The 14,794-nt window shown below is 60.5% G+C and carries 10 protein-coding genes and 1 riboswitch; of the genes, 3 read left to right on the top strand and 7 right to left on the bottom strand.

Annotated features, from left to right (window positions below; translation table 11 throughout):
• Window positions 1-127 precede the first annotated feature (127 nt).
• The 6 genes from FEZ21_RS14360 to FEZ21_RS14385 all read right to left on the bottom strand — a co-directional run bounded on the left by FEZ21_RS14360 (window position 128) and on the right by FEZ21_RS14385 (window position 7,034).
• Window positions 128-1,603 carry a mannitol dehydrogenase family protein gene (locus FEZ21_RS14360; RefSeq protein WP_160627564.1) on the bottom strand — a complete coding sequence of 492 codons (1,476 nt, stop codon included), beginning with the start codon at window positions 1,601-1,603 and terminating at the stop codon, window positions 128-130.
• Window positions 1,604-1,623: 20 nt separating this feature from the next.
• Complete coding sequence (locus FEZ21_RS14365; protein WP_010656545.1) at window positions 1,624-2,727, bottom strand: ABC transporter ATP-binding protein; 1,104 nt, start codon at window positions 2,725-2,727, stop codon at window positions 1,624-1,626.
• Window positions 2,728-2,749: 22 nt separating this feature from the next.
• Complete coding sequence (locus FEZ21_RS14370; RefSeq protein WP_010656544.1) at window positions 2,750-3,583, bottom strand: carbohydrate ABC transporter permease; 834 nt, start codon at window positions 3,581-3,583, stop codon at window positions 2,750-2,752.
• A 7-nt stretch (window positions 3,584-3,590) separates the two neighbouring features.
• Window positions 3,591-4,517 (bottom strand): carbohydrate ABC transporter permease, encoded by a 927-nt coding sequence (locus tag FEZ21_RS14375; protein WP_003445367.1) that lies wholly within the window; start codon window positions 4,515-4,517, stop codon window positions 3,591-3,593.
• 130 nt (window positions 4,518-4,647) lie between these two features.
• A complete protein-coding gene (locus FEZ21_RS14380; protein ID WP_160627566.1) occupies window positions 4,648-5,958 on the bottom strand; it encodes a sugar ABC transporter substrate-binding protein in 1,311 nt (436 codons plus the stop codon).
• Between the two features lie 140 nt (window positions 5,959-6,098).
• Window positions 6,099-7,034, bottom strand: a complete 936-nt coding sequence (locus tag FEZ21_RS14385; RefSeq protein WP_050949476.1) for an AraC family transcriptional regulator — start codon at window positions 7,032-7,034, stop codon at window positions 6,099-6,101.
• Window positions 7,035-7,136: 102 nt separating this feature from the next.
• On the opposite strand from FEZ21_RS14385, the gene cobF reads away from it, so the two are divergent.
• Entirely contained in the window at window positions 7,137-7,895 is a 759-nt protein-coding gene (cobF, locus tag FEZ21_RS14390) for a precorrin-6A synthase (deacetylating) (protein ID WP_003445373.1), read from the top strand.
• Window positions 7,896-8,082: 187 nt separating this feature from the next.
• Here cobF and FEZ21_RS14395 read toward each other — a convergent pair whose 3' ends face one another.
• Complete coding sequence (locus FEZ21_RS14395; RefSeq protein ID WP_160627568.1) at window positions 8,083-9,381, bottom strand: glycosyltransferase; 1,299 nt, start codon at window positions 9,379-9,381, stop codon at window positions 8,083-8,085.
• A 184-nt stretch (window positions 9,382-9,565) separates the two neighbouring features.
• Window positions 9,566-9,764, top strand: a riboswitch (cobalamin riboswitch).
• A gap of 92 nt (window positions 9,765-9,856) precedes the next feature.
• Between FEZ21_RS14395 and cobW the strand changes: the two genes are divergently transcribed.
• Entirely contained in the window at window positions 9,857-10,927 is a 1,071-nt protein-coding gene (cobW, locus tag FEZ21_RS14400; RefSeq protein ID WP_003445375.1) for a cobalamin biosynthesis protein CobW, read from the top strand.
• 3 nt (window positions 10,928-10,930) lie between these two features.
• Window positions 10,931-14,701, top strand: a complete 3,771-nt coding sequence (gene cobN / locus FEZ21_RS14405) for a cobaltochelatase subunit CobN (protein ID WP_160627570.1) — start codon at window positions 10,931-10,933, stop codon at window positions 14,699-14,701.
• Window positions 14,702-14,794: the final 93 nt, after the last annotated feature.

The following is a 14,794-nucleotide window of genomic DNA, read 5'->3' on the forward strand; positions in this document are numbered from 1 at the left end:
AGCGAGCTTGTCTCGCGATGGCCTCGAGAGCGTCGTGTTCAACTTGTAAAAACGCGTTATCGATAACAATCATCGCGAGACAAGCTCGCTCCTGCAGGAGGGCAGCACGGCATTGCGGCTGAACAGTTCAGAGCTGTACCAGCTGTTCCAGGGTGGCGGTTACCCCCACCTCTCGCAAACTGTTGAGGCACCACTCAAACGCCGCTACAAACTCGGCAGACTGGGCAATGGCTCCGCCAAATATCTCCTCTGCGCCCAGCAAGCGCTGCACGATCAGCGGGTCATCCTTGACCAGCGCCTGACAATAGTCAGCCCTGGGGTCGGGTATGGCATAGGTCTGGCCATTCTCGTCAACCCCCTTGAGATACAGGGCCCAGGCCGCCACCACCAGCGCCGCACGCTTGAGCTCGCGACCATCGGCAATCAAGCGGTTAATGGTCGGTACGATGAATTTGGGGAATTTTGACGAACCATCGGAGCACACGCGCTCCAGCTGGTCGGCGATGGCCTGGTTGGAGAACCGTTGCACCAGGGTGTCTTTGTACGCCGTGAGGTCAATCCCGGGCACCGGCGCCAGTTGCGGGGTCACGTCCAGGTCCATGTAGGCGCGCATATAGGCCACGAACAGCGGGTCATTCATGGTCTCGTGGACGAAACGATAGCCCTTGAGAAACCCCAGGTAGGTCAGCGCCAGGTGACTGCCATTGAGCAGTTTGATTTTCATCTCTTCGTAGGGCGTGACGTCATCGGTCATTTGCACGCCAACGGTTTCCCAGGCCGGGCGGCCAGTGCTGAACTTGTCTTCAAGTACCCACTGGATAAACGGCTCGCAGACCACCGGCCAGGCGTCGTCGATGCCCAGTTGATCGTGCAGTTGCAGGCGATGGGCGTTGCTGGTCATGGGGGTGATGCGGTCAACCATGGCGTTGGGAAAGCTGACATGGGTCGCGATCCAGTCATGCAGGTCGGCATCGCTCAGGGCTGCATAGGCCAGCAGGGCTTTGCGCGCCACGCCGCCGTTGTGGGGCAGGTTATCGCAAGACATCAGGGTAAAGGCGTCCGTACCCGCTGCCCGGCGTCGGGCCAGGGCGGCAAACAGCACGCCAAATACGGTTCGCGGTTGTTTCGGGTGGGCCAGATCCCGCTGAATCCGGGGCAGGGTGGCCATGAATTCGCCGCTGCTGTCGTCGATGCAATAACCGCCTTCGGTAATGGTCAGCGAGACAATCCGGATGTCCGGGCTCGCGAGCTTGTCGAGCACCGCCTCGATACTGTCTTCGGCCAGCAGCATGTCACTGATGGAGCCGATGATGCGGCTTTGGGTGTCGTCGCTGTCGCCCAGTTCGAACAGGGTGTAGAGATAGTCCTGCCCGGCCAGGTCATCGCGCATTTTGCGGTCTTCGGCCCGCAGGCCGATGCCGCAGATGCTCCAGTCCAGGTCGCGGCCCTGATTCATCAGCGCATCGGTATAAAAGGCCTGGTGCGCGCGGTGAAATCCACCGACCCCGATATGGGCTATGCCGTGCCGTCTGTCGCTCGCGAGGTAGGCTGGCTTTTCAACTTTACTGGTCAGGTTATCGAGGTTGCGGCGATTGAGTTTCATGGGTGCGATCTCAAAAAACGTTAGGCAGCAGCGCGCAGCGGGCGGGTGATCGCCAGCCCCTGTGCGTCGAATAGGTGGCAATGTTCACTGTCCAGGTGCAAGTGCAACTGCTCGCCGTACTGGCTCGCCATGTCCCCGCGAATGCGCATGGTCAGCGGTTCGCCGCAGGCAGTAATCACATGGCAATAGGTGTCGCTGCCCAGGCGCTCGCCGACATCGGCGGTGACGGTCAGGGTGCAATCACCGGGTCTGGCCAGGTTCAGGTGTTCCGGGCGGATCCCCAGGGTAACCTCGCCGCCAATGCTCAGTGACGCGCCGCTCAGGGGCAACTGGATACGGGTACCGGCGTCCAGTTCAACTTCGCAGCCTTGGCCATCGACCCGGCTGACCTTGCCTTTGAGGAAGCCCATTTTCGGGGTGCCGAGAAAACCGGCGACAAACAGGTTGACCGGCTGGTGGTACAGATCCAGCGGCGAACCGACCTGCTCGACCTTTCCGGCGTTGAGTACCACCACCTTGTCGGCGAGGGTCATGGCCTCGACCTGATCGTGGGTCACGTAAATCATGGTCGCCTGCAGTTCCTGATGCAGACGCGCCAGTTCCAGGCGCATCTGTACCCGCAGGGCGGCATCGAGGTTGGACAGCGGTTCGTCAAACAGGAAAATCTTCGGGTTGCGCACGATTGCCCGGCCGATTGCCACCCGCTGGCGTTGCCCGCCGGACAGGTGCTTGGGCTTGCGCTCGAGCAAAGGCGCAAGCTCGAGAATACGCGCCGCTTCGTTGACCTTTTTTTCGACTTCGGCTTTGGCCACACCGGCCAGGTCGAGGGCGAACGACATGTTTTTACGCACGGTCATGTGCGGGTACAGGGCGTAAGTCTGGAACACCATCGCCAGATCACGCTTGGCCGGGCTGACTTCGGTGATGTCGCGTCCGTCCAGCTCGATGGTACCGTCAGTCACTTCTTCGAGCCCGGCAATCAGGCGCAACAGAGTGGACTTGCCGCACCCCGACGGGCCGACGAAGACCACGAACTCACGGTCGTTCACTTCAAGGTCGATGCCCTTGATGATCGAGAAACCTTCAAAGCCTTTTTGCAAATTCTTGATTTTCAGGTTGGCCATGATGGGCCTCCAAAGGTGATTTTTATTTGACTGCGCCAAAGGACAAGCCGCGAACCAGCTGTTTCTGGCTGATCCAGCCAAAAATCAGGATAGGGGCACAGGCCAGGGTCGAAACGGCAGACAATTTGGCCCAGAACAAGCCTTCGGGGCTGGAGTAGGAAGCGATCAGCGCGGTCAGTGGCGCGGCGCTGGATGACGTCAGGTTGAGTGACCAGAAGGCCTCGTTCCAGCACAGGATCAGCGACAGCAGCAGGGTCGAGGCCAGCCCGCCCTTGCTGATGGGCAGCAGTACGCGAAGCATTTCCTGCCACAGAGTGGCGCCATCAAGGCGGGCCGCTTCCAGGATGTCCTTGGGGATGTCCTTGAAGTAGGTGTAAATCATCCAGACCACGATCGGCAGATTGATCAGGGTGTAGATGATGATCAGCGCGGTCCGGGTGTCCAGCAGGCCGAAGGATTTGGCCAGCAGGTAAATCGGCATCAGCACCCCCACCGGCGGCAGCATTTTGGTGGAGAGCATCCACAGCAACGTGCCTTTGGTCCGTTTGGTCTCGTAAAAGGCCATGGAGTACGCGGCCGGGATGGCAATCAACATGCTCAGGGCAGTAGCGGTGAACGAGATCACCACCGAGTTCCAGGCGAAGTGGAAATACCCGCTGCGTTCTTCGATGTGCAGGTAGTTCTCCAGGGTCGGAGTGAAAATGAACTGCGGCGGCGTGGCGAATGCGTCGATCTCGGTTTTGAAGCTGGTAAGCACCATCCAGAAGATCGGGAAGAAAATCAGGATGGCGATGGCCCAGGCCAGGGTGCCCAGCAGCAGGCTTTGCAGGCGACGCGATTGTTGCAGTGTCATCACTTGGCCCTCACGGCTTGTCAGTCAGGTTTTTGCCCAGCATGCGCACCAGGATGATGGCTGCGATGTTGGCAATCACGACCGCGATAAGACCACCGGCCGAGGCCATGCCCACATCGAACTGCACCAGCGCCTGGTTGTAGATCAGGTAGGCCAGGTTGGTCGACGCGTAGCCGGGGCCGCCATTGGTGGTGGTGAAGATTTCGGCAAACACCGAAAGTAAAAAGATGGTTTCGATCATCACCACCACGGCGATGGGGCGCGCCAGGTGTGGCAGGGTCAGGTGCCAGAAAATCGCGATGGGGCCGGCGCCATCCAGGCGAGCGGCTTCTTTTTGATCCTGGTCGAGGGACTGCATGGCGGTCATCAGGATCAGAATGGCGAAGGGCAGCCATTGCCACGACACAATGATGATGATCGACAGCAGCGGGTAGTGCGCCAGCCAGTCAACCGGCTGGGCGCCAAACAATTTCCAGACCGCGGCGAGCACGCCGGACACAGGGTGAAAGATCAGGTTTTTCCAGATCAGCGCGCCCACGGTGGGCATGATGAAAAACGGCGAAATCAGCAACACCCGCACAATGCCGCGGCCCATGAACTCACTGGCCTCCAGCAGGGCGCTGATCAACACCCCGAGGACCACACTGATCAGCAATACACTGCCCACCAGCAGCAAGGTATTGGTGGCGCCGGGCAAGAACCCCGAGTCGGTCAGGAAGTAGGTGAAGTTTTCCAGCCCTACAAACTGGTTTTCGCCCGGGTACAGCAGGTTGTAGCGAATCAGCGAAAAGTACAGGGTCATGCCCAGCGGTACGATCATCCACAGCAGCAATAGCGCCACCGAAGGCGTGACCAGGAACCATCCGGGGTTGAACAGCCGTGATTTACGCACCGGCAACGGGGCGTCAATCGCCGGGGTAACAGTCGAAGTGGTCATGGTGAATGGCACCTGTGCTTTTGTGGGCGCTGGCTTGCCTGCGATGGCATCTACTCAATCTGAAAGTCAGATCGGGTTGTTAGCATCGCTGGCAAGCCAGCTCCCACAAATTCGGGAGGCTATCCCGCTTTTATTTTGGGTAACCCGCGCGTTTCATTTCGCGCTCGGTGGTCTGTTGTGCTGCGGCCAGGGCCTGGTCAACCGTCATCTGGCCAATCAGCGCGGCGGAGAACAACTTGCCGACCTGGGTACCCACGGCCTGGAACTCCGGGATGGTGACCAGCTGTATGCCGACGTAAGGCACAGGTTTGAGGGTAGGGTCATTGGGCTTGGCGGCCTTGAGCGATTCCAGGGTCACCTTGGCAAAGGGTGCAGCCTTGAGGTAGGCGTCACTGTAGGTCGAGGCGCGGGTCCCCGGCGGCACATTGGCAATGCCGTCTTTCTCGGCCACCAGTGCCCCGTACTCCCTGGACGTGGCCCAGGTGCTGAAGGTTTTGGCGGCGTCCTTGGCCTTGGAGGTGGTGGGGATGGCCAGCGCCCAGGAATACAACCAGGCGCTGCCTTTGTCGGTCACTGCATGGGGGGCGAAGGTGAAACCGACCTTGTCGGCCACTTTGCTCTGGGTCGGGTCGGTAACGAATGAACCGGCGACGCTGGCATCGACCCAGATCGCGCATTTGCCGCTGTTGAACAGCGCCAGGTTTTCGTTGAAACCGTTGCTGGTGGCACCCGGAGGACCCGAGGTTTTCATGGTGTTGACGTAAAAATTGAGGGCGTTCTTCCACTCGGGGCCGGTAAATTCAGGCTGCCACTTCTCATCGAACCAGCGCGCACCGTAGGCATTGGCGACCGTGCTGATCAGCGCCATGTTTTCACCCCAGCCCGCTTTGCCCCGCAGGCAAATCCCGTATTGCTCTTTTTCGGGTTTGTTCAGGGTTTTGGCGAATTCTGCAATCTGCTCCCAGGTCGGGTGCTCGGGCATGGTCAGCCCGGCTTCCTTGAACAGGTCGGTGCGGTAGTAGGTCATCGAGCTTTCGGCATAAAACGGCAGGGCGTAAAGCGTGCCCTTGACTGACAGGCCATCGCGTACCGAGGGAAATACATCTTCAATGGCGTAGGACGCAGGCAGGTCGTTCATCGGTTCCAGCCAGCCCTTGGCTCCCCAGAGTGCAGCTTCGTACATGCCGATGGTCAGTACATCGAATTGGCCGCCCTGGGTGGCAATGTCTGTGGTGAGGCGTTGGCGCAGTACGTTTTCTTCCAGCACCACCCAGTTCAGCTTGATATCCGGGTGTTCGCTCTCGAAGGTTTTGGCGAGCTTCTGCATGCGGATCATGTCGCTGTTGTTGACCGTCGCAATGGTCAGCGTTTGTGCGCCCAGGCTGATACCGCTGAGGGTCATGCACATGGCTACACATAACGCTTTGACAGGAATATTCATTGAGCACTCCACTTCTTCGGCCAAGGCGGCCTTGAAGGACGGTTATTGTTTTTATGGCTGCCCGCTGACACGAGCGCATAGGGCCGATTACAGCCCTCAATCACCGGCGTGACAAATCACTGGTAGCACTGCAACCGATACTATTTTGCACTGCGCAGACGTTCGCTCAGCACCGGCAGGTTTTGCTCGGTCAAACGCTGTACGGCCAGACGGCGGTAGTGTGACGGGGTCATGCCTTTAAGTTGCTGAAAGCGCCGGTTGAAGTTGGAGATATTGCTGAAACCCGACTCGAAGCACACGTCCGTTACCGCTTTGCGGCCATCGGCGAGTAATTCGCAGGACTTGCTGATGCGCAGGCGATTGACGAATTCGATAAAGCAGCGCCCCGTGGCTTGCTTGAATACCCGGGAAAAGTAGGTAGGTTTCATGCCCATGTAGTCGGCGACTTCTTCGAGGGTCAGCTCCCGGGCATAGTGACTGAAGATGTAATCCACGGCGCGGTTGGTCCGCTCTATGGTGTGCTCGTCGGCCAGGTTGCCTGAGGTGACGCCGGACAGCAGTTGATAGTTGTCGCAGTCGGCCAGCAGCTCCATCAGGATCAGAAAGTGCCCGAGGCGAGTCACTCCGGTGGCATTGGCAATGGTCTGCATCAAGGCCATGGCTTTGCGGATGGTGGGCTTGCAGTGAAACTCGATGCCGTACTGGGCCCGCTCCAGCATCGGCGTGAGACCTTTGAGCTCGGTAAACACCGAGGCGGCGCTGCCCAGCAGCTCATCGGTAAAATTGACCAGCATGTCGCGCTTGGGCACCACTTCATCTGCGGCCACCTGGCTGATCCAGTTGTGGGGCAGGTTGGGGCCGGTGAGGAACAGCGTCTCGGGGTAGAAGTTACCGATATAGTCGCCTACGAACACTTTGCCGCTGCTGGCCACAATCAGGTGCAGCTCGTATTCCTTGTGGAAATGCCAGCGTACCAGCGGGCAAGGGAAGCCATGCTGGCGATAAATGATCGACAGGCCATTATGGTCATCCATCAATTCGTATGAAGGGTCTGTAGCTCGGGCGAGACGAGTCATGGGCTTGGCCGTTGGTGGTCTTGTTATGGGGCTGATCATGCTGTCTTTTGAAAATTCCTGCCAGCCACGGCTCAATTTCCTGCCTGTTCAAGGATAGACACTATGAAAACACTGTTATTGATTGGCATGGGCTCGGGCAATCCGCAGCAGATCACCGTGCAGGCAATTGAGGCACTGAACCGCACCTCGGTGTTCTTTGTACTGGACAAGGGCAAAACCACTGACGACCTGGTGCGGCTGCGGCTGGAAATCTGCGAGCGTTACATCCGTGAGCCGGGTTATCGGGTGGTTCAGGTCAGTGATCCGCAGCGTGACAGTGCTACCCCGTCCTATATACAGGGGGTTGAGGACTGGCATGAGCTGCGGGCCGAGGTGTTTGCTCGGCTGATCGAGGACGAGCTGGGGGAGGGTGAGTGCGGGGCATTTCTGCTCTGGGGCGAGCCGGCTTTGTATGACAGCACCTTGCGCATTCTGCAGCGGGTGCGGGCCAATGGCTGCAGCGGGTTCGACTATGAGGTGATCCCCGGTATCAGCAGCGTGCAGGCCCTGGCGGCCCGGCATCGGGTGGCACTCAATGACATCGGTCAGCCGATCCGTATCACCACGGGGCGGCGACTGGTGGCCGAAGACCTGGACAATGTGGTGGTGATGCTCGATGCCCACTGCGCGTTCCAGGCTTTTGTCCATGAAGACCTGGATATTTACTGGGGCGCCTATATCGGCACAGCGGACGAGATCCTGATTGCCGGCAAGCTGGCGGATGTCAGCCAGCAGATCAGGCATGCCCGCGAGGCGGCCAGGTTGCGCAAGGGCTGGATCATGGACACGTATTTGCTGCGCCGGTCAGCGAAATCGGACTGACCCCATCGCGAGGCAAGCTCGCTCCTACAGGCGACCGGGGTGACCTGTGGGAGTGACCTGTGGGAGCTGGCTTGCCAGCGATGAAGGCGACCGGGATGGAGGCTGGTGTTCTGTGGGAGCTGGCTTGCCAGCGATGGAGGCAACCGGGTGGTGGACGGGGTGCTGCCATCGCGAGGCAAGCTCGCTCCTACAGGGAGTGGCTACGGTTCTTGGCTTCGATCCACTGCGACATGTATTGGGTACTCTTGTGCTGGTGATGACGCAACATGGCCCCGGTGAAGTTGTTGCGCCGGTGCTGTTCAAGCTCCGCGCGGCAGGCTTCGATGCGTTGCACCAGCGCCGGGCCATGGCTGGCTTTGAGGTACCGCGCCTGCAGTAACGCCTGGCCGTTGTGTTGCGCCTGCTGCCACGCATGGGGGTTGCGGTACAGCTCGACGGCCGCCTGCGCAATGGCGCTGGCACTCTGTTCTACGGCTCCGGCCCACGGCATGTCACCGTGCATGCCTTCCGCACCCACCGGGGTTGTGACGTTCGGGGTGCCGCAAAGCATGGCGTCGGCGATTTTGCCTTTGATGCCGGCGCCAAAGCGTAACGGGGCCAGGCAGATCCGTGCGTTGCTCATCACGGCCAGGGCATCCTCGGCCCAGTTGAGTACATGAAAACCCTGGGCCGGGTTATGCAGGGCCGTGGCTTTGGGCGGCGTGTAGGCACCGTAGACATGCAGTTGGGCGTCGGGCAGTTGCTGGCGGATCAGCGGCCAGATATGGGTTTTCATCCATAACACGGCGTCCCAGTTCGGCCCATGGCGGAAGTTGCCGATGCTCAAGAAATGCTGGCGCTGCTCGTAAGGCACAAATTGCTCAGGGACGCTGTCAACCATCAGCGGACACCAGTGCAACAGTGCCTCGGGAACCTGAAACTGCTCAACCAGAAGATCGATTTCGTATTCGGAAATCATCAGGTTCAGATCGCTGCGGTAGATCGCGGCGATTTCCCGTTGCGCAAGGTCGGCATCGGCCATGTGTTCAAAGGTGGTACGTTGCCCCGGGGCGAACAGGCTGCTGAAATCATCCTGCTCCGGGTTGTGCTTGAGCCGCGCCTTGAGTTGCAGGTGACGGGCGTCGCGCAGGCTTTGCAAGTCGGAGGTTTCCAGGACACGCAAGGCATTCGGGCAGTGCTTCTCAACGCGCCAGCCGAACTGCTCCTCCATCATGAAACGGTCGAACAGGACGATATCCGGGGCCAGCTCACTGATAAAGGTGTCGAAGCTGCTGTTATTGAGCTCGATCCCCACTTCATCGATGCCCAGCGCTGCCAGGTCGGCCTTGTGCTCGCCAACCCCGGCCGGGCTACTGAAGGTGATCTGCCAGCCGTGCTGCAAGAAACTGTCGATGATTTGCATCATGTGCCCGCCCGCCGCAGAAGAGCGAGGCTCGGGCCACACGTAGCCAATGATCAGGACGTGGGTTGGGCGAGGGGACGACATGGGCGGTTCCTTGAAGCCTGAGGCTGAAAAAAGGCGGCAATTAGAACACAACACTGCATTGATCATGTGTGGGAGCTGGCTTGCCAGCGATGAGGTCGCCATGATCGGTCCTGCAAGCCGGGTTGAATCCATCGCTGGCAAGCCAGCCGCCACAGGATGACATTGACCTGTTACAAAGCACTGCGTAGCCTTGCACGTTCGAGGTTCTTCGCCACGCGAAGCTAAGAAGGGAACGCGGTATGCCGCGGCTGCCCCCGCAACTGTAAACGGTCGATGACCTTGCAATGCCACTGCTGAACAAGCGGGAAGGCGCAAGGTCGGTGTCAGCCCCGGCTGAGACCCCGCCGTAAGCCAGGAGACCTGCCTCGTCACAGATTCTTACTTCAACCGGGCGGGGTGATCCGGTGGCGAAGACTGACCGCGCACAGCCTGCGGTCGTCGTCCCGTATGCCCGCCGCTTGCCAAAGGGCATCCGATGAAAACACTGGCCAAAATCCCTGTCACTATCGTTACCGGCTTTCTCGGTTCGGGCAAAACCACACTGCTGCGGCACATGCTGGATAACGCCCAGGGCCGCCGTATTGCGGTGATCGTCAATGAGTTCGGTGAGCTGGGTATCGACGGTGAAATTCTCAAGCAGTGCACCATCGGCTGCACCGAAGAAGAAGCCAACGGCCGCGTTTATGAACTGGCCAATGGTTGCCTGTGCTGCACCGTGCAGGAAGAGTTCTTCCCGGTGATGCGCGAACTGGTGGCCCGTCGCGGCGATATCGACCATATCCTGATCGAAACCTCGGGCCTGGCCCTGCCCAAACCTCTGGTGCAAGCCTTCCAGTGGCCGGAAATCCGCAGCGCCTGCACGGTTGACGCGGTTATTACCGTCGTCGACAGCCCGGCTGTGGCTGCCGGCACTTTTGCCGCGTTCCCGGATCAGGTCGACGCCCAGCGCAAACTCGACCCGAATCTGGACCACGAGTCGCCTCTGCACGAGCTGTTTGCTGATCAGCTGGCCAGCGCCGATCTGGTGATCCTCAATAAAGCCGACCTGATCAGCCCTGAAGATCTGGCCCGGGTGCGCGCCGAAGTCGCTGAAGAGCTGCCACCTGCGGTGAAGGTGATCGAGGCCAGCAGCGGCCGCTTGCCTCTGGATGTGCTGTTGGGGCTGGGTGCCGGCTCCGAGGATCATATCGATGACCGCCACAGCCACCACGATCACCACCACGACGGTGATGATGACCACGACGATCATGACCACGATGCCTTCGATTCCATTTCCATCGAGCTGCCTGAAGGCGAAGAAAGCGTATTGATGCAAGCCCTGACGCAACTGGTGGTCCAGCACGGCATTCTGCGGGTCAAAGGCTTTGCCGCCATCCCGGGCAAGCCGATGCGCTTGTTGATCCAGGGTGTGGGTACCCGCTTTGACAAGCACTTCGACCGTGCCTGGGGCCGCGATGAAGCACGCAGCACCCGGCTGGTGCTGATCGGTCAGGATCTGGACGCGGCACTGCTCGAGTCCACCCTGCGCACAGCGTTGAGTGCTTAAACCATGCATTTGCTCAGGACCCAGCCTGGTGGCTTTGTATCGGACGACAACATTGCCGACCTCGGACAGACCCCCGCCGAGCTGGTGATCCTGTGCAGCGGTGATTCAAGCCTGGCACTGCTGGCGCAAGCCGCGCAGCAGTTGCCTGAAAATTATCCTGGCCTGCGTCTGGCAAACCCGATGCAGGTACAGAATCACGGCTCGGTCGACCTGTATTTCGATCAGGTGCTGCAACACGCCAAAGTGATCCTGCTGTCATTGCACGGCGGCATAGGTTACTGGCGCTACGGCATCGAGCGCTTGATGCAGCTGGCCGAACGTGGCGTCACCCTGATTCTGGTGCCGGGCGATGACCGTCCCGACCCGGAGCTCAGCGCACTGAGCACGGTGGCGGCTGGCGAGGGTGAGCGTCTGTGGCATTTCCTGCGCCAGGGCGGGTTGCACAATGCCTTGCAACTCTATCGTTGCCTGGCCACCCAGTGGCTGGGCCGCGACTATGGGTGGGACGAGCCGCAAACCTTGCCCCGTACCGCGATTTATCATCCGGCGCATTCCAGCCCGCAACTCAGTCACTGGCAGGCTGACTGGCAACCCGGGTATCCGGTGGCGGCGCTGCTGTTCTATCGCTCGCATTTGCAGGCGGCCAATACCGCGTTTGTCGATGTGTTCTGCCAGCGCATGCAGGCCGCAGGTCTCAATCCCTTGCCGGTTGCCGTGGCCAGTCTCAAGGAGCCGGGTTGCCTGGCAATGGTGGAGGACTGGCTGGATGAGGTTCAGGCCGCAGTCATTCTCAATACCACCGGTTTCGCTCAGTCGAGCCCCGAAGCCCCGCACCTGCGGCCGTTTCGGCGCAATATCCCGGTAATTCAGGCCATCTGCGCCCAGGACAACGAGCCCGGCTGGCGCGACAGCGAACAAGGCCTTGGCCCGCGAGACCTGGCGATGCACATTGCCTTGCCGGAACTGGACGGGCGAATCATCAGTCGCCCGATCAGTTTTAAAGACCTGGCCTGGCGCAGTGAGCGCAGCCAGTCGGATGTGGTGTGTTATCGCGCGCAACCGGAACGCATGGACTTTGTCGCGGAGCTGGCGCGGCGCTGGGTCGAATTGGCAAGGGTGCCAAACCCGCAAAAGCGCATTGCGCTGATTCTGGCCAACTACCCGACCCGCGACGGTCGCATCGGCAATGGCGTGGGGCTGGACACACCGGCCGCCGCGCTGAATATCCTGCGGGCTTTGCAGCTCGAGGGGTATCCGCTGGATTGCCGGTTGCCCGAGACTGGCACTGCGCTGATTCAGGAGCTGCTCGGCGGGGTCAGTAATGACCCCGACAGCCTGGACCTGCGGCCCTGCATGCAAAGCCTGGACCTGGATGAGTACTGGACCATGTTCAATCGCTTGCCCGAGGCCAATCGCCAGGCAGTGATTGAGCGCTGGGGCATGCCGCAGACCGATCCAATGTTCCGTAGTGGACGGCTGATGGTCGCGGGGCTGCGTTTTGGCCTGACGTTTGTCGGGATTCAACCGGCCCGGGGCTATCAGGTGGATGCCAGCGCGGTGTATCACGACCCCGATCTGGTTCCGCCCCATGGCTATCTGGCGTTCTACTTCTGGTTGCGTAACACCTACGGCGCCCATGCCGTGGTCCATGTGGGCAAGCATGGCAACCTGGAGTGGCTACCGGGCAAAGGCGTCGGGCTGTCGGAACAGTGCTGGCCGGACGCAATTCTCGGCCCCATGCCCAACGTCTATCCGTTTATCGTCAATGATCCCGGGGAAGGCGCCCAGGCCAAGCGTCGGACCCAGGCGGTGATTATCGACCACTTGATGCCACCGCTGACCCGGGCTGAAACCTATGGTCCGTTGCGCGACCTGGAACTGCTGGCCGACGAATACTACGAAGCGCAGCTGCTTGATCCGCGCCGGGCCCGTGAATTGCAGCGTGACATCCTCAAGCTGGTGCGCGAAACCCGGATCGACCGCGAGTTGCAGCTGGACGAGAAACTCGACAGTGATGCCGATGCCGCGATCTGGTTGCCACGGCTGGATACCTATCTGTGCGACCTGAAGGAGTCACAGATCCGCGACGGCTTGCATATATTCGGCGAATCGCCGGCCGGGCGTTTACGTATCGACACGCTGCTGGCGCTGTTGCGCATCCCCCGTGGCGATGGCCGCGGGGCGCAATCCAGTGTGCTGCGGGCGTTGGCCAAAGCCTTTGAACTGGCGTTTGATCCGCTGGACTGTGCGCTGGCCGAACCCTGGACAGCACGCCAGCCGGCGGCGCTGGTGGCGGTCAGTGATGCGCTGTGGCGCACTGCCGGGGATACCCGCGAGCGTCTGGAACTGTATGCCGGGCAGCTGATTGAACAGGCATTGGCCGGCACTCTGCAATTGCCCGAAACCCCGCAATGGCTGGAAGTGCGGGGGATTTTCCAGGCCTTGCTGGAGATCGTGGCGCCGCGTCTGGATGCTTGCGGCCCGGCCGAGATGCAAGGCTTGCTGGATGCCCTGCATGGCCGCTTTGTGCCGGCGGGGCCCAGTGGTGCGCCGAGTCGCGGACGGCTGGATGTATTGCCCACCGGGCGTAATTTCTTTTCAGTGGATGTGCGCAACCTGCCAACCACCACCGCCTGGCGCATAGGTTTTCAGTCGGCCAATCTGATTCTGGAGCGTCACTTGCAGGACCACGGCGATCACTTGCGCCAGTTGGGCCTGTCCGTGTGGGGCACCGCAACCATGCGTACCGGCGGTGATGATATCGCCCAGGCCATGGCCCTGATGGGCGTGCGCCCGGTGTGGGCCACCGGCAGTCAGCGGGTGGATGATTTCGAAATCCTGCCGGTCAGCTTGCTGGACCGGCCGCGGGTCGACGTGACCTTGCGTGTGTCGGGCTTCTTCCGCGATGCCTTTGCCAATCTGATCCGCCTGTTCGATGCGGCGGTGCAAGCCGTGGCCGCACTGGACGAGCCGGATGATCTGAACCCGCTGGCTGCCAAAGTCCGCAGTGAACGTGAGCAACTGGTGCAGCAAGGGCTGGCACCCGAGCTGGCGGCGCGGCAAGCAGGCTGGCGCATATTCGGCGCCAGGCCCGGGGCCTATGGCGCCGGTGTGCAAAACGCCATTGACGGTCGTTTGTGGCAGAGCCGCGATGATTTGGCGCAGGTGTATCTGAACTGGGGCGGTTACGCCTATGGTGCCGGTGATGAAGGCACCGGTGCCCGTGACCAGTTCGCCCGGCGCTTGAGTCAGGTGCAGGCAGTGGTACAAAACCAGGACAACCGTGAGCACGATGTGCTCGACTCCAACGACTACTACCAGTTCCAGGGCGGCATGCTCGCGGCGGTGGAGACCTTGAGCGGTGAAAAAGCCGCCAGTTATCACGGCGACCACAGTCAGCCGGACCTGCCGAAAATCCGCACCCTCAAGGAAGAGCTGAACAGGGTGATCCGGTCCCGTGCCGCCAATCCGAAGTGGATCGACGGGGTCAAGCGTCATGGCTACAAAGGCGCGTTCGAAATGGCCGCGACCCTGGATAACCTGTTTGCCTTTGACGCGACCACGCATCTTATCGATGACCATCAGTACGCGTTGCTGGCAGATGCCTATTTGCTCGACCCGGATACCCGTGAATTTGTTCAGCAGCACAACCCCCATGCCTTGCGCGATATGACCGAGCGTCTGCTCGAAGCCCAGCAGCGCGGGTTGTGGGAGGCGCCCGGGGACTACCGCGAGGCGCTGGAAAACCTGTTGCTGGATATCGAAGAAGATTGAGCTTGGCTCTACTGCAGTGCTCTTGGCACGGCCCCCGTTGCCGGCATCGCGAGCAAGCTTGCTCCTACAGACTTTACGCAAGGATTTGGATAC

Source organism: Pseudomonas sp. 9.1(2019), assembly GCF_009910445.1.
Lineage (GTDB): Bacteria > Pseudomonadota > Gammaproteobacteria > Pseudomonadales > Pseudomonadaceae > Aquipseudomonas > Aquipseudomonas paraversuta.